Source organism: Massilia sp. LXY-5 (assembly GCF_059801075.1).
This window is the reverse complement of record NZ_JBNNEH010000006.1, coordinates 472,197-492,955: the sequence shown is the minus strand read 5'-3', so window position 1 is coordinate 492,955 and position 20,759 is coordinate 472,197. Positions and strand designations below refer to the sequence as shown.

Genomic DNA, 20,759 nt, shown 5'->3' with positions numbered 1-20,759 from the left:
ATTTCACCTGACACGGTAAGGGGATCAGAGGCACTCTTGCGAGGAATGCAGGCCGTTGATGACGGTGACGCAATTGCGCCGGACCAGGGGCGTGGCGACGCGGTAGACGACGGCCTTCTCGGGACGGCGCGGCGCGACTGCCGGCTTGGGCGACGCTGGTTTTTCAACGGGGGCCGCGAGCGGCAACAAGGTCAGTTTGGTGGCGCCCTCGGTCTGGGCCGATTGCGGATCGACCTGGTTGCGCAGCGCCAGCGAGAGCGTGCCGACACTGCGCGCCAGGTCGAGTTTCTCGGCCTGTTCCGGCGTGACCTCGAGCGTGACGGCATTGACCACGCGTGGCTTGGTCTCATCGCGGTTGACTTCCTGTGCCACCGCCAGCACCAGGATGCGCTCGAGCACGATCTTCGAAATGCTTTGTTCGCGCGCATTCGTCTCGGGGCCCGGATCCTTCGCGGTGCTGACGATGATGTCGACATAATTGCCCGGCAGCGCAAAGCCGGCCACGCCGATGACGTCGTTGACGCGCACGGTGATCGCGCGCTTGCCTTCGGTGATCAGGGCCGACAGGCCGCCGAGCGTGCCGGCCGGCGCCAGTTTCGCTTCGCTGACCGGTTCGCCGCCCAGCACACTGCTTTTCAGTACCCGGCCCGCCAGCTTGGCCGGATCCGTGAAGGCGCCCTTGGGCATGCTGTCGGCGGGCCACTCGGCCAGCTTGAGCATCTCGGGCGTCAGGCGCTGGCCGAGGTTGATGTCGGTGGCGGCGACCACGATATGTCCGGCGCTGGCAGTCGGCTGCAACAGCAACCAGCGCGAAGCGAGGATCACGGCCGTCAGGCCGAACAGGACGGCAATGGCCATCACGACAAGGGCGCGCTTGTTTTTCATGGTTCGATTCCTGCGACGTGGCACGAGGCCGGGGCGCTGCCGCTGGTGCACATGCTGCTCCACGCCTGCTCCAGGGCAGCGATCGTCAGGCGGGGTTCGGTACCGGCAAAGCCGGCGAAATCAAGCACACGGCCGAGCAGCTCGTGTGGATAGCAGGCCAGCAGCGGTATGTTGCCGGCGCGGTGCAGGCGCGTGACCAGGTGATCGATCACGGTCTCGTCGCAGTCCAGTCCGTGTAGCCGGCTGGCACGGCGCAACATGGCGCGATAGGCCGCTTCGGCCAGCGGCCCGAGCTCGATCCGGTAAGCGATGCGGCGCAGGAAAGCGGGATCGAACACGCTGCCCGGCGCCTGGTTGGTGACGAGCACCAGCATTGCGTCGAAGGGCACCGTCTCACCATGTCCGCCCGCGGCGAGGCGTGCCGGGCCGCCGTCGAGCACTCCGAGCCAGGCCGCGAGCAGTTCGCTCGGCGGCGCAGGTGCGAGTCCGAGATCGTCGAGTACGAGGATGCCATTGTTGGCCTGTAGCTGGAGCGGAGCGTGATGCATTCCGCTGTCGGGGTCGGCGTGCAGCGTGAGCATGGACGCATCGAGTTCGGCTCCGACATGCACGAGCGGGCGCTGGCAGATCGCCCAGCGCGCATCGCAGCTGCGCCGTTCTTCCTGCTGGCGTCCCAGCGGCAGCGGTGCCGGATGGCGCAGCGGATCGTGGAACGGGACAATGCGATCCTCGACCAGGAGCGCGTACGGCACCGCCACCGTGCCCGGCAGCAGGCGCGCCAGCTTGCGCGCCAGTGTCGTCTTGCCGGAGCCGGTCGGGCCATGCAGCAAGAGCGGCCGTTGCGCATGCAAGGCCGCACCGAGCAGCTCGCGTTGGGCCCGATCCAGTCCATCGTCAGCCAGCATGGCAGCCAGGGCGGCCGGGGCAGGCCCGCAAGTCGGGGCCGACGGGCGTCCGCCCTGCCGTTCCGGATGGCGCAGCGCCGGCCGCCGCAGGGACTGGCGCTCGACCATCGCGCGATAGGCATCGAGCGTGACCGGTGCCGGCCCGACATAGCCGCACTCGGCCAGGCAGGCGAGCGCGGCACGCTGGCCGATCGGCGTCAGTTGATATTGGACGTCGATGTCGGAATCACCCGACCAGGCCACTTCGACCTGCTGCTCGACCGTCAGGGCCCCCAGCGCTTCACGCAACACACTGATGGACAGGCGAAGCTTTCCGGACAGTAGCGGCAGCGGCGCGCGCCCGGTGGTATGCAAGGTTTTGAGCACCAGGCTCGATACCAGGCGCAGGTCGAGTCCGGTGTCGCTGACCGACCTCGGCTGGCGCGGCAAGATCGCAGCGACATCGAGTTCGCCCGGCGGCATCGTGGACGCGCTCGGCGCCGTGCCGAACGCCCCCGCAGACGCTGCGAAAGACAGCGTTTCACTCATGGTATTTCTCCTTGCATTCGCTAGAGAACATTCCCTAGGAATATGGATTTCATTCTAGCGACCGGTTCTCCCAAGCCATTGAGGCGCAGCAAGGGGTTACCGTCGCGGAAGATGAGGTTGTGCGCATCACCATAAAGTGGCCGTTGAACTTGCGAATCCATCAGGCACGGATTCAACGCTGGTTCGGGCGAGCTCGCTTCTGAAAAAAGCCCTCCGGAGCCGCTCTGGAGGGCAAACCTGCGTGCTTACGTCAACGCCAATTTCAGACTCGTCACAATGTTATTGAATGTGGTTTTGATTTCATCGCCCAGCAACTTGGCGGTCCCGGCCACTGCGACCCCGACCAGGGCAGCAATCAAACCGTACTCAATGGCAGTCACGCCGCTTTCGTCGGCAATGAATGCTTGCACACTGTTAAGCATCGTTTTCATGAAAACTCCCTAGGTTGGTTGATAAAACAGCCCTGCAACAGCAGGAGACTTCCTTGACTCTGCCAACGATGATTTGCCGTTCTCGCTGCAGTATGTCCACTATAAAATATGATGCCGCAAGGAAAGTTGACCATAAGCAAAGTCTTACTTACCTTAGGTAAAATGCCGTTGTGCCAGCAGCCAGAGCGTGGTGACGGCGATTGCGAACCCATAGGGCATCGAACCAACGCTGGGACGCGCCAGCGAGGCTGCCTGTACGCTGGGGCCGATACGCAGCATCGGCAGGAGCAGGCTGCGCAAATTGGCATAGGCATCGGACCAGCGGCGCGTAAAGAGAATCATCAGCAGTGCCATCACCCCGCCCACGCACCAGGTCAGGATGCAGGCCTGTGCGGTGTTCGAGGGCCCGAGGAACAGGCCGACGGTCGCCATCAGCTTGACATCGCCAGCTGCCATGCCCCGTACGACATACAGGGGCAGGAAGAAAGCAAACCCAATGAGAGCGCCACCGAGGGCATGGCCGAGGGCGACGACGGGAGCAGTGTCGGCGAGGTGCAGACCGACCACCGCGCACCAGGCAAGTAACAGAAATAAATTCGGGATTTTGCGTATCGCGAGGTCGGTGATGGCCGCGCTGACAACGAGAATGACCAGCAACAGGTCGAGCCAGGTAGGAATGGGCATGATCGAATTCCCCAAAAAAAAAGCCCTCCGGACCGAGATCCGGAGGGCAAACCTGAGTAATTAGGTAGTGGTACCTTTCAGGGCGTTAATCACGTTGGTGAACGTCGTCTTGATCTCGGTGCCGAGCAGCTTTGCGGTACCCGCCACGGCGACACCGACCAGCGCAGCGATCAGACCATACTCGATGGCAGTGACGCCGTCTTCGTCAGCGATGAAAGCTTGCACAGCGGTAAAGATCGTTTTCATGACAAACTCCATATGGTGGTTTATAAGAACAACCCTGCAACGGCTGGAGAACCTCCGTTGACTCCGCTAACTGCGCTTCGTCGTTTCCGCTGCAGTGAGTTCACTATAAAATATGATGCCTCACGGCAAGTTGACTGTTAGCAAGCTTTCCATAAGGAATTACTTTCTCTTGGAGAACATTGATGCGGATCGAATGGGACTGTCTGTGTCATGGAAACCACCGAATTAGCAGGCCGAATATTGCTCTGATAACAAAAAAGGATTATGCTGTTTCGCTTGCTCTTCGGAAATTTTAGCGGTCGGCGCTGGTCGAAGAGAGGCAGTGGTGGGTTGATTACATTTCTGAGAATGACATGGATTCCCTTCTGAAACACATGGTGGACATGACCGGCCACCGCGACCATGCGATGCTCGACATCTCGGTGGTGGCGGCAGTGCAGGAACTGGCCGCCGCCGCACAGACGCGGGTGTTGTCCATCTCCACGTTCGGTGGGCGCCAGCATGTGCGTGTCCGCGCCAGCATCAGCACCGGCGGTGCCGCCCGCGTCGAGGACCTGCACGACGGCGGCACGCCCGGCGAGCCACTCGAAGCCTATCCTGAACTGGCCGCCTGCCTGGCGCGCCACGACACCAGCACCGAAACATGCGGTCCTGACGGCACCCGTAGCTTGTGGCTGCCGATCTGGTTCGGCGACAAGGCCACCACCTGCATCGAAATCGTGCGCGCAGCGCCCTTCCCTGCCACCACCATCCACATGGTCGCCGGCATCGTCGGCGTCTACCGGAATTTCCAGAATCTGCTCGACTACAGCGAACGCGATTCGCTTACCGGCCTGCTCAATCGCAAAACCTTCGAAGACCAGCTCGCACGCATGCTGCAATGCCCGGCCGAGCCGGAGCCGCCGCTAGCGGGCCAGCCCGAACGGCGCTGCAATCAGGGCGAGAAGACGGGCTGGCTGGCGGTGGTCGACGTCGACCATTTCAAGATGGTGAACGACACCTTCGGCCACCTGTACGGCGACGAAGTGCTGATCCTGATCGCGAATCAGCTGCAGGCATCGTTCCGCGCCCAGGACCGGGTGTTTCGTTTTGGCGGCGAGGAGTTCGTGGTCCTGCTGCGCTCGACGACGCTCGAGAATGCGCGCCGCATCATCGACCGCTTCCGCGGCAATGTCGAAAACTACCAGTTTCCGCAGGTGGGAAAGGTGACGGTGAGCGTCGGCTTCGTCAGCATCAGCCCCTACGATTCGCCGGTGGTGACGCTCGGTCACGCCGACCAGGCGCTGTACTACGCCAAGACCCACGGCCGCAACCAGGTCTGCCATTACAACGAGCTGGTCGAGCGCGGGCTGTTGCAGACGGTGACCTCGAACGAAACCGCCGAATTTTTCTAGGCCTTATTTCAGGCAACCAGCAAGAATTTATTTGGGTCGACGCGCCACTTGTCGGGCGACTCGTGACGCACGATCTTGTCGCCGCCGCCAAAGCCCAGCGCGCGCGACAGGTCGAGCAGCTCCGGACGAATATAGGTCTGGCTCTTGGTGTTGAAGAACACGTTGACCTTGGGCGTGAGCAAGTTGCTCTCGTGCGGCTCGACCACCACGCCCAGGCGCCCCGATTCGAGCATCACCATGGTGCCGACCGGATAAATGCCGACGCAGCGCATGAACTCCTGGGCCAGCGCCGGATTGAAGTGGAATTTGCTCCACTCGTAGATCTTGCGCAGCGCGTCGGCCGCCGACATGCCCTTGTGGTAGCTGCGGTCCGAGGTGATCGCATCGTAGACGTCGACGATCGCCGCCATTTGTGCCAGCTCGGAAATCTCGGATGCGTTTTGCATTTCCGGATAACCGCTGCCATCGTGCCGCTCGTGGTGGTGCAAGGTGATATCGAGCGGGATCGCGCCGATTTCCGGCGTCTGGCGCAGCAGGTCGTAGCCGTCTCGCGGGTGCTTCTTGATGATCGCGAATTCTTCGTCGGTCAGGCGCCCCGGCTTGTTCAGGATACTATCCGGCACCAGCGCCTTGCCGGTATCGTGCAGGAGCCCGCCGATGCCGGCCTGGTAGATCGTTTCCTCGTCCATGCCACGCGAACGGCAGAACGCGACCAGCAGCGTGCACACGCTGACCGAGTGCAGGAAGGTGTAGTCATCCTTGGTCTTGATACGCATCAGGCTGAGCAAGGCGCCGGAATTGCGCAGGATCGATTCGGTGATGTTGGTCACGACCGGCGAGACATTCTCCATCTCGACCGCTTTACCGAGGCGCGCGTCCTGCATCACCGTGCGCACCAGGTTGACCGCCTGGCGACGGATGCCGACCGCGCGCTGCATCTCGTCGCCGAGGCTGGTACGGACCGGTTTCACGGGCTTGCTGGCAATGGCCGTCACTTCCGCTTCAGTCTTCGCCTGCGCTTCGGCCAGTGTCGGGGCCGCCTCGACGTCGACACCTTTCAAACAGTCGATAATGACGTTGCGGATGCCGGCACGGGTGATCTTGCGGATCTCGTCGTCGCTGCTGAGAACGAACCTGGCGCGGACGAACGGGTGTTCCATCCAGCCGCAGTCGAGGTCGTGGATAGCCATGCCCACGCGAAGCTGGGAGGAATCGATTTTTTTAAGCATGCAAGGGTCCGACCGTATGTTAATCTCCGCCAGCACGACGGGCTATACAGTATATCAACTTCGTTTCCCTGAATAAACTTTTTACCACTAAAGTGTTGCAGCTAGGCACAAATTAGTTCTCGATGGAATTAAGACAACTCCGTTATTTCGTTGCCATCGTCGATCACGGGTCCCTGTCGCGCGCTGCGCTGGTGCTGCATGTGGCGCAGCCGGCGCTGACCCAGCAGCTGCGCCAGCTCGAGGAAGAACTCGGCGCCCAGTTGCTGCACCGCTCCGCCCACGGCGTCCTGAGCACCGATGCGGGCAAGGTCTTTTACGAACATGCGCAAGCCATCCTGAAGCAGGTGGCCGACGCGCGCTCGGCCGTCACCCAGTCGACCACCCGCCCCTCGGGCAGCGTCACACTCGGGCTGCCGCACAGCATCTCCGGGGCCTTGGCCTTACCCCTGCTTACGGCCGCGCGCACCACCTACCCGGAAATCACGCTGCAACTGACCGAGGAAATCTCGGGCAACCTGATCGAACAGCTGAAATCGGGGAGATTGAACCTGGCCGTCCTGTTCGACGATGGTCAGCTCGGCGGCTTCGAGGCGACACCCCTGGTCGAGGAAGACCTGATGTATATCTGCCGCACCGATTCCCTGTCAAAGCCGCGCTCGGCATCGATCGCGCTGGCCGCGGCATTGTCCAACACACTGATCCTGCCCGCCCAGCAGCACGGCGTACGCCCCTTGATCGAGGCAGCCGCGGCGGGTGCGGGGCTGGCGCTCACCAAACTGATCGAAATCAACTCGATCGCGATCCTGAAGTCCGCCCTGCTGGCCGACATGGGTGCGACCTTGCTGCCGCTGGCGCCGCTGCGCGCTGAAATCAACAGCGGCTTGCTGGCCGCGACCCCGATCGAGAATCCGCCGATCCGCCGCAGCGTTACCCTGTGCGCCTCGCGCAATATTCCGCTGACGAATGCGGCTGCCGCGATCAGCCGCCTGGTGCGCCAGGTGACCGAAATGCTGTGTGCCAATGGCGGCTGGCCCGGCGCGCGTTTGCGCGAATAACTGCCATCATTTTTTCTTATACCCCTATCCGCAATCCCTATTTCCCCTGTTAGCGGGAAGGCCATACACTCCACGCGCCCGTCGCCCACCGCGACACCACCCTGCCGTCACCCCGCGCCTACCCGGCGTGACCGACGCGGCAGGATCCCTCGCATACCCATGGAGTCCGTCATGCCCGATACCGTCGCGCCACAAGCCGCGCAGGATGCTGTCCCGTCCCGCCTCAATAACTCAGCTTTAACTGCGGTCACCCTCGACGACAAATACACTGCGAAGTCAGGCAACATCTTCCTGTCGGGCATCGAGGCCCTGGTACGCCTGCCGATGATGCAGCGCGAGCGCGACGGCGCGGCCGGCCTGAACACCGCCGGTTTCGTGTCCGGCTACCGCGGTTCGCCGCTGGGCGGCCTCGACGAGACCCTGTGGAAAGCAAAAAACCACCTGGAGGCGAGCCACGTCCAGTTCGTGCCGGGCGTGAACGAAGACCTCGCGGCGACCGCCGTCTGGGGCACGCAAACGGTGGACCTGATCGGCCCGACGAAATACGACGGCGTGTTCGCCATGTGGTACGGCAAGGGCCCCGGCGTGGACCGCTGCGGCGACGTCTTCAAACACATGAACCATGCCGGTACCGCAAAGCATGGCGGCGTGCTGCTCGTCGCCGGCGACGACCACGGCGCCTATTCGTCGACCCTGCCGCACCAGTCGGACCACATCTTCTCGGCCTGCATGATCCCGGTCCTGTACCCCTGCAATGTGCAGGAATACCTGGACCTCGGCGTGCACGGCTGGGCGATGTCGCGCTTCTCGGGCTGCGCCGTGGCTTTCAAAGCGCTGGCCGACACGGTCGAATCGAGCGCCTCGGTCGACGCCAATCCGCACCGCGTGCAGGTCAAACTACCGCAGGATTTCGCGATGCCGGAAGGTGGCCTGAATACGACATTGTCTTCGGTCCCGCTGGGCCAGCAGGCGCGCAACCAGGAAGCGCTGATGCAGGACTATAAGATCTACGCGGCCCTGGCCTATGCGCGCGAAAACAAGCTGAATCACAAGACGATCGACAGCCCGAACGCGAAGCTCGGCATCATCGCCTCGGGCAAATCCTATCTCGACGTTCTGGAAGCGCTGGAAGAACTCGGCATCGATGAGGCGATGGCGGCCAAGGTCGGCCTGCGCCTGTTCAAGGTCGCGATGATCTGGCCGCTGGAACCGGAAGGCGTGCGCGAATTCGCGCAGGGCCTGGACGAAATCCTGGTGGTCGAGGAAAAGCGGCAAGTCGTCGAATACCAGTTAAAGGAACAGCTGTACAACTGGCGCGACGACGTCCGTCCTCACATCATCGGCAAGTTCGACGACAAGGGAGAATGGGTTGCGCCGCGCGGCGACTGGCTGCTGCCGCCGAAGGCCGATTTTTCAGTTGCCCAGGTCGCGCGCGTGATCGCCGGCCGCATCGCACGCCTCGTTACGGACGAGGCCACGCGTGACCTGATCAAGGCCCGTCTCGCCTTCCTCGATGCCAAGGACACCGTGCTGCAAAAGGCGATCACCACGCCCTTCCGCCCAGCCTTTTATTGCTCCGGCTGCCCGCACAACACGTCCACGAAAGTGCCGGACGGCTCCTTCGCATTGGCCGGCATCGGCTGCCACGTGATGGCAACGTCCATCTACCCGGAGATGAACAAGCTGACCACCCACATGGGCGGCGAAGGCGCGCCCTGGATCGGGCAGGCCGCGTTCTCGAAAGTGCCGCACGTGTTCCAGAACCTGGGCGACGGGACGTACTTCCACTCGGGCTATCTCGCCGTGCGCGCCGCCGTGTCGGCCAAGGTGAACATCACTTATAAAATCCTGTACAACGACGCGGTCGCGATGACCGGCGGCCAGCCGGTCGACGGCCAGACCTCGGTGCCGATGATCGCCCAGCAGATGGCGGCCGAGGGCGTCAAACGCATCGCCCTCGTCACCGAAGATTTGTCGCGCTACGCGGACCGCTCTTCGCTGCCGGCGCTGGTGACCCTGCACGACCGCAAGGAGATGGACGACATCCAGCGCGAACTGCGCGAGCTGCCGGGCGTGTCGGTCATCATCTACGACCAGACCTGCGCGGCCGAGAAGCGCCGCCGCCGCAAGAAGGGCGAATTCCCCGACCTGCCCAAGCGCATGGTCATCAACGAAGCCGTCTGCGAAGGCTGCGGCGACTGCGGCATCCAGTCGAACTGCGTCTCGATCCTGCCGAAAGAGACCGATTTCGGCCGCAAGCGCACCATCGACCAGTCGTCCTGCAACAAGGACTATTCGTGCACCAAAGGCTTCTGCCCGAGTTTTGTCACGGTCGAAGGCGGCACGCTCAAGAAGAGCAAGGCAGGTGTGTCGAAAGACGCCGGTGACGACGGCTGGGGTGTACTGCCCGAGCCGATGCTGCCGTCGGTCGAGCATCCGTACAACATCCTGATCAACGGCATCGGCGGCACCGGCGTGATCACCGTCGGCGCGCTGATGGGCATGGCGGCGCACCTGGAAGCCAAGGGTGCTTCGGTGCTGGACATGACCGGCATGAGCCAGAAGAACGGCTCCGTCACCTCGCACGTGAAAATCGCAGCGACGCCGGAGCGCCTGCGCGCCCAGCGCATCGCCACCGGCGAAGCGGACCTCGTGCTCGGCTGCGACATGCTGACCACCGGCGCCGCCGATGCCATCTCGAAAATGCGTCCGGGCCGCACGCTGGCCATCGTCAACCTGCACGAGCAGCCAACCGGCACCTTTGCCCAGAACGCCGACTGGCAGTTCCCGGCCGACGACGTGCGCGGCCTGATCGTGGAAGCGGTCGGCGGCGCGTCCGGCGCCGATTTCGTCGACGCCACCAAATTAGCGACTGCGCTGATGGGCGACTCGATCGCAACGAACCTGTTCCTGATGGGTTACGCCTGGCAGAAAGGGCGCATCCCGCTGACCGAAGCCTCGCTGATGCGGGCGATCGAACTGAATGGTGTCGCCGTGGCCTCGAATAAAAAGAGCTTCCTCTGGGGCCGTCGCGCCGCAGTCGATTTCAAGCGCGTCGAAAAGGTGGCAACGCCGGCCCAGGCCGTGCTGGTGCAGATGCCGCAAAGCCTCGATACGGTCATCAAGAAGCGTGTCGCGTTCCTGACCGGCTACCAGGACGCGGCCTATGCCGGCCTGTATGCCGAGCTGGTGGAGCGCGTGCGCGCGGCCGAAACGGCAGCGGGTCTCGGGAATAAACTGTCGATGGCGGTGGCGAAGTACTACTTCAAGCTGATGGCGTATAAAGACGAATACGAAGTGGCGCGCCTGTACACCGACGGCCGCTTCCTGGAGCAGGTGAAATCGCAGTTCGAAGGCGATTTTAAATTCAAGTTCAATCTGGCGCCGCCGCTGTTCGCGAAGAAGGATGCCAAGGGCCAGCTGGTCAAAAAGGAATTCGGCTCCTGGATGCTGGGCGCGTTCAAAGTGCTGGCTAAACTGAAAGGCCTGCGCGGCGGCGCCTTCGACGTGTTCGGCCACACCGCCGAGCGCAAGATGGAGCGCGCGCTGATTGTCGAGTATCGCCAGATGATCGACATGCTGCTGCCGTCCCTGAACGGCGCCTCGTATGCCACCGCCGTCGAGCTGGCGAACCTGCCGGAACAGATCCGCGGCTTTGGTCACGTGAAGGAAAAGGCGGTCGAAGCTTTCCGTGCCCGCAAGGCGGAGCTGCTCAGCGGCAACATCAAGAAGCGCGCAGCTTAATTTCTGGCGTTGTACCGCGTGGACGCGGGAGTCCACCCTCCGTAGGGTGGGCACTTGTGCCCACGCGGTCTCATCCGTCGATCATCCTGCATCCCAAACTTGACGTTAACGTTAACGTCATATACCGTACAAATCGAACCTGTCCGCGTCCGACTTCCAGAAGGAACCCCATGAACGACATCACCACCGCCGCCAAGCTCGAGCTGCCGGAGCAGCCGAAGCTCGCCAACAAGGTCCGCTTCGTCACCGCCGCGTCGCTGTTCGACGGCCACGATGCCTCGATTAACATCATGCGCCGCATCCTGCAGTCGAACGGCGTCGAAGTCATCCACCTCGGCCACAACCGCTCGGTCGACGACGTCGTCACCGCGGCCCTGGCCGAAGACGTGCAAGGCATCGCCATTTCCAGCTACCAGGGCGGCCACGTCGAATATTTTAAATACATGATCGACCTGCTGCGCCAGCGCGGCGGCGCGCACATTAAAGTCTTCGGCGGCGGCGGCGGCGTGATCGTCCCGTCCGAAATCGAAGAACTGCACGCCTATGGCGTCACCCGCATCTTCAGTCCGGAAGACGGCCAGCGCATGGGTTTAGTCGGCATGATCCGCTCGATGATCGAAGCCTGCGACATCGACCTGACCCCGTACGCGCCGACCGCCCTCGCCCCGCTGCAATCGGGCGACATCGCCGAGCGTCACCGCCCGCTGGCCCAGCTGATCACCGCGCTGGAAAACGGCAAAGTCGACCCGGAACTGCGCAAGCAGATCGTGGAAGCGGCCGACCTCGTGAAAGTCCCGGCGCTCGGCATCACCGGCACCGGCGGCGCGGGCAAATCCTCGCTCACCGACGAACTCATTCGCCGCATCCGCCTCGACCAGAACGACCGCCTGAACATCGCGGTCATTTCGATCGATCCGTCGCGCCGCAAGTCGGGCGGCGCCCTGCTCGGCGACCGGATCCGCATGAACGCGATCAATCCGTGGAACGGCCAATCCCGCGTCTTCATGCGCTCGCTCGCCACGCGTGAAGCCGGCTCCGAGATTTCGCATGCACTGCCGGACGTGATCGCGGCCTGCAAAGTCGCCGGTTTTGATCTCGTGATCGTCGAGACTTCGGGCATCGGCCAGGGCGATGCGGCCATCGTGCCGCACGTCGACGCCTCGATGTACGTGATGACCCCGGAATTCGGCGCCGCCTCGCAGCTGGAAAAAATCGACATGCTCGATTTCGCCGATTTCATTGCGATCAACAAGTTCGACCGCAAGGGCGCCCAGGACGCGCTGCGCGACGTGGCGAAGCAGTACCAGAGAAATCGCGAACTGTGGAGCCAGAGCCCGGACCAGATGCCGGTGTTCGGCACGCAAGCCTCGCGTTTCAATGACGACGGCGTCACCGCCCTCTACCACGGCCTGCTGCCGAAGCTGGCGGAACTGGGCCTGCACATCGAGCCGTCGAAACTGGCCGTCCCATCGCAGAAACACTCGAGCGGCAAGAACGTGATCGTCCCGCCGGCCCGTGCACGCTACCTCGCCGAGATCGCCGACACCGTGCGCGGCTATCACAAGAACACCGCGAAACAGGTGAAACTCGCGCGCGAGCGCCAGCAACTCAGTGAGACCAAGCGCATGCTGGCCGCGGCGAATCGCGAAGTGGTCCTCGACGACCTGATCACCGAGCGTGACAATGCGATGGACGCCGGCGCCAAGAAACTGCTGGCGATGTGGCCCGACATGCAGGCCGCTTACGCCGGCGACGATTACGTCGTCAAAATCCGCGACAAGGAAATCCGCACGACCCTGGTGCAGAAAACCCTGTCCGGCACCAGCATCCGCAAGGTCGCGCTGCCGAAGTTCGAGGACCACGGCGAAGTGCTGCGCTTCCTGATGCTGGAAAACGTGCCGGGCTCCTTCCCGTTCACCGCCGGCGTATTCGCCTTCAAACGCGAAGGAGAGGATCCGACCCGCATGTTCGCCGGCGAAGGCGATGCCTTCCGCACCAATAAACGTTTTAAACTGGTCTCGACCGGCATGGATGCGAAGCGCCTGTCGACCGCCTTCGATTCCGTCACCCTCTACGGCGCCGACCCGGCCCTGCGTCCGGACATCTACGGCAAAGTCGGCAACTCGGGCGTCTCGATCGCCACCCTGGACGACATGAAGGTGCTGTACGACGGCTTTGATTTGTGCAGCCCGAGCACGTCCGTCTCGATGACGATCAACGGCCCGGCGCCGACCATCCTGGCGATGTTCATGAACACCGCGATCGACCAGCAGATCGACAAATTCGTGGCCGACAACCATCGCCAGCCGACCGCCGACGAAGCGGCCAAAATCAAGGAATGGGTGCTCGCCAACGTGCGCGGCACGGTGCAGGCCGACATCCTGAAGGAAGACCAGGGCCAGAATACCTGCATCTTCTCGACCGAGTTTTCCTTGAAAGTCATGGGCGACATCCAGGAGTATTTCGTCCACCACCAGGTCCGCAATTTTTATTCGGTGTCGATCTCGGGCTACCACATCGCCGAAGCGGGCGCGAACCCGATCTCGCAGCTGGCGTTTACGCTGTCGAACGGTTTTACGTTTGTCGAAGCCTACCTGGCGCGCGGCATGCACATCGACGATTTCGCGCCCAACCTGTCGTTCTTCTTCTCGAACGGCATGGATCCGGAATACACGGTGCTGGGCCGCGTCGCACGCCGCATCTGGGCCGTCGCCATGCGCGACAAATACGGCGCCAACGACCGTTCGCAGAAGCTGAAATACCACATCCAGACCTCGGGCCGCTCGCTGCACGCGCAGGAAATCGATTTCAACGACATCCGTACCACGCTGCAGGCGCTGATCGCGATCTACGACAATTGCAACTCGCTGCACACCAATGCGTATGACGAAGCGATCACCACGCCGACCGACGAATCCGTGCGGCGCGCACTGGCGATCCAGCTGATCATCAACCGCGAATGGGGCCTGGCCAAGAACGAGAACCCGAACCAGGGCTCGTTCATCATGGACGAACTGACCGACATGGTCGAAGAAGCCGTGCTGCAGGAATTCGAGCGCATCGCCGAGCGCGGCGGCGTGCTGGGCGCGATGGAAACCGGCTACCAGCGCGGCAAGATCCAGGAAGAGTCGATGCTGTACGAGCACAAGAAGCACGACGGCTCGCTGCCCATCATCGGCGTCAACACCTTCCGCAACCCGAAAGGCGCGGAAGCCCCGGCCACGATCGAACTGGCCCGTTCGACCGACGATGAAAAGCAGTCGCAGCTGACGCGCCTGGAAGCCTTCCATCAGCAGCACGCAGCCGAGGCACCAGCGGCCCTGGCCGCGCTGCAGCAGGCCGCGATCGACAACGAGAATGTGTTCGAAAAACTGATGGACGCCGTGCGCGTCTGCTCGCTGGGCCAGATCACGACGGCCCTGTTCGAGGTGGGTGGGCAGTACCGCCGCAATATGTAAGCAGGATCCTCGGCTGGCGCCGTTCGTGTGCCAGCCGGCGCATTCCCCGTTCGCGGGACGCGCCCTCGTCCTCACGTCTCCATCCTGAAACGCAGCATCCCGGTGCACCGCTTGTGAATTTTCGATAGATTCCTCAAGGAAAAAAAGCGTATCATCCTGCAAAGTTCTGCAGTGAAACTGCTGCCACAGTCAAAGGGGAATCTATGTTTTGGGTAATCTTAATCGGCGTAGCCGTGGTGATGGTGCTCGCCGCCATGGGTAAATCCACGATGCGGAAGAGCGCGAAGGAAGCTTACGACAACAGCCTTGCCAAGTTGACGGCGGATCCGACCAATGCCGGGCTGCGCATGACCACGTTGAACCTGGGACGGACCTATGCCAACCTCACGCGCGACCAGAAAGGCGTGACCGTTTTCGACGAAGTCGCGCTGATGAACGACATCAATGCCGCTTGCGGGTCGGCGTCCCTGGCCACGCCTACCGAAAGGACACCGCAGCGTGCGGCAAGCGGCGGCCCCTCCCTGCAGGAGCGCCTGAAGCAACTGGAGGAACTCAAGCGCCAGGGGCTCGTCAGCGACGCCGAATACGGCTCGAAGCGGAGCCAGCTGCTGGCCGAGATCTGATCGGAACCGCGAGGGCCGCGCCCGCGGCCGGCGCGCTCAATCCCTCCGCAACGCCTCCGCGGCGTCCGGAGGGATTTGTTTTTTGACTGCCCGCGCCGGCGCGGCGATGCTGCGGTACATGAGGCGCTGAATGCCCGGCAGCTTCAAGCCGAGCGCAAACACGAGGTCGCGCCACAGGCCCGTACTGTCGGCCTGGAAGCAGGGTGTGAGCGCCTTGCTCAGCATCTGGTAGTTGCGCACGGCGCACAGCCGCGCCTTCGAATAGGCTGCCGCGCCGGCGACCGCACCGTGCAGGCGGACGGCGTTCGCCAGCGCAAGCGCATCCTGCACCGCCAGCGTGCTGCCCAGGCCAAGCTGGGGACTCATCGAATGCGCGGCGTCGCCGATCACGCAGACGGGACCGCCCGCCAACCGCCGGGCGCGCGCATGGCGGTAGGTGGCGAGCGCGAACTGGTCATGGCGTTCGATCTGATCGATGACGGGCGCCGCCTGCGGCCAGAGGGCGCGCAATTCGTCCTTCCACTCCTCGATCGGACGCGCCTGCCACGCGGCATAGTCGGCGCACGGTAAACTCCAGAACATTGACAGGCGCAACTTGCCGTCCACGCGCGCCGTCGGCATCAGGCCGAACATCTTGCGCGTGGTCTCGTAGCGCTGCTCGAGCAGGGCCTGCCCGTCCCAGTCGGCGACATCGAACATCGCCCACAATGCCCCCCCATTGATAGACCGTGGAGGCCACCGACAGCCCGACCTGCGCCGGCAAGGTGGATGCCGCGCCATCGGCCATCACGACCAGGTCGAAGCCGGCAGCGCATGGGGCATGCACGGTCGCCCGCTCGCCCTCGACCGTGACCATCTCGACCGGACAGCCATAGCGGATACGCACCCCCAGCGCCAGCGCGGCCTCGAGCAGCACCTGCGCCAGCGCCGCCCGGCTCACGCCGCGCGCTTCGTGTTCGTCATAAGTGATGTCGACCAGGGTCCAGTTGCGGTGGCAGGTGCCGAGCAGGCGCGTCACCGGCACGCTGGCCGCGTGGAAGGCGGCGCCGACACCCAGCGCATCGAGGGCGGCGACGCCTTGCGGCTGGATCAGCAGGCCCGCGCCGAAAGGACTGAGGGATGGGTGCTTCTCGAAGACCGTCACCGGGTGCCCGAGACGGGCCAGGGCAATGGCGCTCGCCAGGCCGGCCGTGCCGGCGCCGACGATTCCAATACTGAGACGATTGCTATTTGGCATCATCATGCCATTCTAGACGAGGTCGGCGCCCCCGGGTCGGTGGCGCCGCACAACCCCTGTCAGGCCGGCTGCGCCACGGCTTCCCCGCTGCGCTCCACCTGGCGGCGGAAGAAGAACAGCGTAATCAACACCAGCGTAATCGGCACCAGCGTCAGATAAAACGCGAAGTGGCCGCTGAAATTGCCGAACACGTAGCCGGTAATGAACGAGCCCGTGGTGCCGCCCAGCGCCGAAAAAATCACCAATAAACCGGTCATGGCCGAATGCTGGTTCTTCGGCAGGGAACTGAGCATGACCGAATTGATGCCCGGGTAGATCGGCGCCATGAACAGGCCGATCAGCGGGAACAGGAAGGTCGCCAGCGGCGCGTTCTCCCACGTCACATTCGCGTCGATGGCGAGTTCGCGCGTCAGCGGCAGGGCCAGCAGCACCATCGCCGCCATGCCGATCACGCAGCCGTTCATTACCGTGTACCAGTGCACCTTGCGCATCACGACGCCGGCCGACAGGCGCCCGATCGCGAGGCAGGCCGCGAAGATGCTGGCCACCTGCACGCTCATCGCCGCCGGCAGTTTCAGGATTTCGTTGTTAAACGTCGGCAGCCAGGTGCCGACGCTCTGCTCGATCAGCACGTACAGGAAAGCGGTGAGCACGAACACGCACACCAGGGGTTTCGTAAACAGCTTGAACATCGCCGTGAAATCTTCCCAGCGGCTGCGCCCGGCCGGCAGCTGGGCCTCGCTCTCGTCGAAGCGCGTGGTGAGCAGCAGGACGAACGTGAACGCGCACAGGCCGCCCAGCACCCAGTACACCTGCAGCCAGCTCTGCGATTTCGGATTGGCCGAATCAATGAAATGGGCGAACACCCAGTAGGCGCTCAAGACGCCGACCATGAACACGCCCTCCAGCGTATTCATGATGCTGGCGTGGTGGCGCCGGTCGGTGGCGATCAGCCCCAGCGTCGAATACACCGACACCTTGACTAGTGCAAACGCCACGCCCACGCACAGGAACAGCAGCTTGGCCGTCGCAAAACTCGGCAACAGCGGCATCGCCACGCAGGCCGCGGTGACGATGGCCAGCGCGACCAGCATCGCATTCTTGTAGCCCAGGCGCGGCAAAAACGACGCGACCAGAAAGGACACCGCGGCGATCGGCAGGTCCTTGAAAGCCTCCAGGATGCTGGCGCCGGATTTGCTCACGTCGTAGTTGTTGATGACCTGCAGGATCACCGTGCCCACGCTGTTGAGCAGGATCGCGAACACGAAGTAAATCAGGAACAAGGCCAATAAAATGCGCTGGTTTTTCACGCTGTCTCCGTTTTTTTAGTGTGATGCGCGTGTCAGTAGTCGTTCAGGCGGAATTCGCTCAGGCTCGGGATCACCCGATCGGCCTGGGTCAGCACGGCGGGACTGCCGACTCCCAGCGCGAACATGCCCGCCGACTTGATCGAGGCGACCCCCGCCACCGCGTCTTCCACACCCAGGCAGTCCCCGGGCGCCACGCCCAGTGCCGCGGCGGCATTCAGGAAAATCTCCGGATGCGGCTTGCTGTTGGCGATGCGAGCGGCGTCGACCACGTAATCGAAGCGGTCGCGGATGCCGAGGCGATCGAGCACCGTGAACGCGTTCTTGCTGACCGAGGCCAGGCCGATTTTCAGGCCGGCAGCGCGCACCGCAGCGAGGGCGTCAATCGCGCCCGGCAGCAGGTCCGCCGCGCTCATGGTCGCGATCAGTTCCACGTACTGATTGTTCTTGCGCTCGGCCAGCGCCAGTTTTTCCTCCATCGTGTACGTCTTCGGCGAACCCGCGAGAATCAGGTTCAGGGACCCCATGCGGTCCACGCCTTTTAAATTTTCATTGAACGCGTGATCGAAATGCACGCCTTCCGATTCGGCCAGCGCCTTCCAGGCCAGGTAGTGGTAATGGGCGGTGTCGGTGATGACGCCGTCGAGATCGAAAATGACTGCCTTGAAGTGACTCATGCCTGTGGCTCCATCGGGATGCGGGCGTTCGGCGCCGCGCGGGTGAGTTGCACCTCTTGTCCGAGGTGGCTGAAGTCCAGCGTATCGCCCGCCAGCAGCGAGTACTCGACCGCGCCGGCATCGACGCGCACCTGCAGCTGGGCGCCGCGCAACTGGATCTTGAACTGGTAGTGCTGCCACTGCTTCGGCAGAGTCGGGGCGAAGCGCAGCGCGCCATCGGAGACGCGCATGCCGGCGAAACCATAGGCCACGCCCATCCAGGTGCCGGCCATTGCCGCCGTGTGCACCCCGTAATGGGTATTGCCGTGGGTGTCGTCCAGGTCAAGGCGCGCCGTCTCCATGAAGTAGTCGTAGGCCTTGTCGTGGTAGCCGACCTCGGAGGCGATGATGCTGAAGATGCAGGACGAGAGAGAAGAATCGTGGGTCGTGACGGCTTCGTAGTAATCGAAGTCGCGCCGCTTGTCTTCCAGCGTGAACTCGTTCGACAGCAGCATCAGCGCCAGCACCACGTCGGCCTGCTTGCAGACCTGGTGGCGGTAGATCACCATCGGGTGATAGTTCAGCAGCAGCGGGTAGTTCTCTTTCGGCGTGTTCGCGAAGTCCCACACTTTTTTCGACAGGAAGCTGTCGTCCTGCTCGTGGATGCCGAGCTTGCCGTCATAGGGAAGGTGCATGCGCGCGGCGGCGTCGCGCCAGACGGCGATTTCGTCGTCCGTCACGCCGGTCGCGGTGGCGACGCGCGCGAAGTCGTGCGCGCGCTCGCTTGCCAGCTGGTCGGCCATGTCGGCGGCGAAGCGCAGGTGCATGCGCGCCATCGCGTTGGTGTAGTAATTGTTGTTCACCAGCGCCGTGTATTCGTCGGGCCCGGTCACTTCGTTGATGCAGAAGCGCCCTTCGCGGTCATCGCTGCCGATGCCGATCCAGATGCGCGCCGTCTCCAGCACGATCTCGAGGCCCGCCTGCGCCATGTAATCGAGGTCGCCGGTCGCTTCGTAATACGATTTGATGGAATACGCGATGTCGGCGTTGATGTGGTACTGCGCGGTCCCGGCCGGGAAGTATGCCGAGCACTCGCCGCCGGCGATGGTGCGCCACGGGTACAGCGCTCCCTTCGCATGCGCCATCTGGCGCGCGCGCTCGCGTGCCTGCTCCAGGCCGGCGTAGCGATATTCAAGTAACTTGCGCGCGATCTCCGGCTTCGAATACAGGAAGAACGGGAAGATGTAGATTTCGGTGTCCCAGAAATAGTGGCCCTCATATCCCTCTCCGGTCACGCCTTTCGCCGCGATGTTGGTGCGGCCGTCGCGTCCCACCGATTGCAGCAGGTGGTATTCATTGAAGCGAATACCCTGCTGGAGCGCGTCGTCGCCGGCAATCTCGACGTCGGCACTGGCCCAGAAGTCGGCCAGGAAGGCCGCCTGCGAGGCGCACAGCGCTTCGAAGCCGGCTGCCTGGGCGGCCGCGAGCGTCTCACGGGCACGAGCCAGCAATTCTCCTTCCGGATAGTCGCGCGAGGAGTGGTAGCTGCCGTATTTCGTCAGGCGCAGGGTTTGTCCCTCGACGGCGTCGCAGGCGAAGCTCTGGCCGGCGCGCTGGCCTTCCTGCCAGGCGCTCGCCGCGATACCCTCGACGACGGTCTGGATCGCGCTCACCAAACTGAAACCGCTGTTGTGGGTGCGCTGCACGAGGGCCGAGAAGGCATCAACCTGTTCGACCGAGACCGTTTTCAGGGCCGGGCCCGACACCGCCGAGCCGACGCGCGGATCGTCGCCCGCTTCCTGGTTTTTCACGGCGCCATCGAGGAAGGATTTAATCATGACCGTGCCCGAGAAATTCAGCGGCGTCAGTTCGACCTCGATCGCGAACAGGTGCTTATTTGCGAACGACACCACGCGCCGACTGCGCAGCGCGATGCGCTTGCCGTTCGGTGCGGTCCATTCGAGCGAGCGCACCAGCACGCCGCTGCGCAAGTCGAGCACACGCTCGTAGCGCCCGAGGGTGCCGGTCAATGGATTAAAACGTGCGCCGTCGATCTCGATCTCGACGCCCTTCGCGTTCGGCACGTTGAGCATGAACTGGTTTGTCTTGGCCAGCGCAAAGGCCGCCTCCGGATAGACAATCGGCTCGGACTCGTAAAAGCCGTTCAGGTAGGTGCCGTCGAGCGAGGTGCCGGCCGGGCCGGTATAGCCCTCTTCGCCGGTACCGCGCAGGCCGATGTAGCCGTTACCGAGCGCGAACAGGGTCTCGCGCAGGAAGTGGGTACTGGTATCGAAACCGGTCTCGCGGATGCTCCACGGATCGAGCGGAAGGGTCATGGTTGGGCTGTCGGATGGCTGCACGGCGAGTCCTCAAAACG

15 protein-coding genes and 1 pseudogene are annotated in these 20,759 nt (G+C 63.2%); 5 read left to right on the top strand and 11 right to left on the bottom strand.

The features are described 5' to 3' along the window. Positions 1 to 24 precede the first annotated feature (24 nt). From cpaB to ACI48I_RS20620, 5 genes are all read right to left on the bottom strand, one after another. The gene (cpaB, locus tag ACI48I_RS20640) at positions 25 to 885 is read right to left on the bottom strand and encodes a Flp pilus assembly protein CpaB (RefSeq protein WP_193687973.1); all 861 of its coding nucleotides are present in this window, start codon (positions 883 to 885) and stop codon (positions 25 to 27) included. After that, on the bottom strand, positions 882 to 2,318 hold the full coding sequence (locus tag ACI48I_RS20635; RefSeq protein ID WP_498575276.1) for an ATP-binding protein: 1,437 nt from the start codon (positions 2,316 to 2,318) through the stop codon (positions 882 to 884). The genes cpaB and ACI48I_RS20635 overlap by 4 nt, the downstream gene beginning before the upstream one ends. A gap of 245 nt (positions 2,319 to 2,563) precedes the next feature. After that, positions 2,564 to 2,749 carry a Flp family type IVb pilin gene (locus tag ACI48I_RS20630; protein ID WP_193687971.1) on the bottom strand — a complete coding sequence of 62 codons (186 nt, stop codon included), beginning with the start codon at positions 2,747 to 2,749 and terminating at the stop codon, positions 2,564 to 2,566. Positions 2,750 to 2,902: 153 nt separating this feature from the next. Beyond that, positions 2,903 to 3,433, bottom strand: coding sequence for an A24 family peptidase (locus tag ACI48I_RS20625; protein ID WP_193687970.1), 531 nt, complete (start codon positions 3,431 to 3,433; stop codon positions 2,903 to 2,905). 60 nt (positions 3,434 to 3,493) lie between these two features. Next, entirely contained in the window at positions 3,494 to 3,679 is a 186-nt protein-coding gene (locus ACI48I_RS20620; protein WP_193687969.1) for a Flp family type IVb pilin, read from the bottom strand. Between the two features lie 353 nt (positions 3,680 to 4,032). Between ACI48I_RS20620 and ACI48I_RS20615 the strand changes: the two genes are divergently transcribed. Continuing rightward, positions 4,033 to 5,073, top strand: a complete 1,041-nt coding sequence (locus ACI48I_RS20615) for a GGDEF domain-containing protein (protein WP_193687968.1) — start codon at positions 4,033 to 4,035, stop codon at positions 5,071 to 5,073. An 8-nt stretch (positions 5,074 to 5,081) separates the two neighbouring features. Here ACI48I_RS20615 and ACI48I_RS20610 read toward each other — a convergent pair whose 3' ends face one another. Beyond that, entirely contained in the window at positions 5,082 to 6,302 is a 1,221-nt protein-coding gene (locus tag ACI48I_RS20610; protein ID WP_193687967.1) for an HD-GYP domain-containing protein, read from the bottom strand. A gap of 122 nt (positions 6,303 to 6,424) precedes the next feature. Between ACI48I_RS20610 and ACI48I_RS20605 the strand changes: the two genes are divergently transcribed. The 4 genes from ACI48I_RS20605 (at position 6,425) to ACI48I_RS20590 (ending at position 15,182) form a co-directional block, all read left to right on the top strand. Then, on the top strand, positions 6,425 to 7,357 hold the full coding sequence (locus ACI48I_RS20605; RefSeq protein ID WP_498575275.1) for a LysR substrate-binding domain-containing protein: 933 nt from the start codon (positions 6,425 to 6,427) through the stop codon (positions 7,355 to 7,357). Positions 7,358 to 7,528: 171 nt separating this feature from the next. Next, entirely contained in the window at positions 7,529 to 11,101 is a 3,573-nt protein-coding gene (locus ACI48I_RS20600) for an indolepyruvate ferredoxin oxidoreductase family protein (protein ID WP_498575274.1), read from the top strand. Between the two features lie 170 nt (positions 11,102 to 11,271). Continuing rightward, positions 11,272 to 14,559, top strand: a complete 3,288-nt coding sequence (gene icmF / locus ACI48I_RS20595) for a fused isobutyryl-CoA mutase/GTPase IcmF (RefSeq protein ID WP_498575273.1) — start codon at positions 11,272 to 11,274, stop codon at positions 14,557 to 14,559. Positions 14,560 to 14,762: 203 nt separating this feature from the next. Further along, positions 14,763 to 15,182: an SHOCT domain-containing protein gene (locus ACI48I_RS20590; protein ID WP_498575272.1), complete on the top strand. Its 420-nt coding sequence runs from the start codon at positions 14,763 to 14,765 to the stop codon at positions 15,180 to 15,182. 36 nt (positions 15,183 to 15,218) lie between these two features. Here ACI48I_RS20590 and ACI48I_RS20585 read toward each other — a convergent pair whose 3' ends face one another. The 5 genes and pseudogenes from ACI48I_RS20585 to ACI48I_RS20565 all read right to left on the bottom strand — a co-directional run bounded on the left by ACI48I_RS20585 (position 15,219) and on the right by ACI48I_RS20565 (position 20,742). Then, the gene (locus tag ACI48I_RS20585) at positions 15,219 to 15,881 is read right to left on the bottom strand and encodes an FAD-dependent monooxygenase (RefSeq protein WP_498575271.1); all 663 of its coding nucleotides are present in this window, start codon (positions 15,879 to 15,881) and stop codon (positions 15,219 to 15,221) included. 67 nt (positions 15,882 to 15,948) lie between these two features. Next, positions 15,949 to 16,419: pseudogene (locus tag ACI48I_RS20580) on the bottom strand (FAD-dependent oxidoreductase); the annotation flags it as partial. A 59-nt stretch (positions 16,420 to 16,478) separates the two neighbouring features. Continuing rightward, entirely contained in the window at positions 16,479 to 17,729 is a 1,251-nt protein-coding gene (locus ACI48I_RS20575) for an MFS transporter (protein WP_498575270.1), read from the bottom strand. A gap of 32 nt (positions 17,730 to 17,761) precedes the next feature. Beyond that, positions 17,762 to 18,403, bottom strand: a complete 642-nt coding sequence (gene pgmB, locus ACI48I_RS20570; protein WP_498575269.1) for a beta-phosphoglucomutase — start codon at positions 18,401 to 18,403, stop codon at positions 17,762 to 17,764. Beyond that, complete coding sequence (locus tag ACI48I_RS20565) at positions 18,400 to 20,742, bottom strand: glycoside hydrolase family 65 protein (RefSeq protein ID WP_498575268.1); 2,343 nt, start codon at positions 20,740 to 20,742, stop codon at positions 18,400 to 18,402. The genes pgmB and ACI48I_RS20565 overlap by 4 nt, the downstream gene beginning before the upstream one ends. Positions 20,743 to 20,759: the final 17 nt, after the last annotated feature.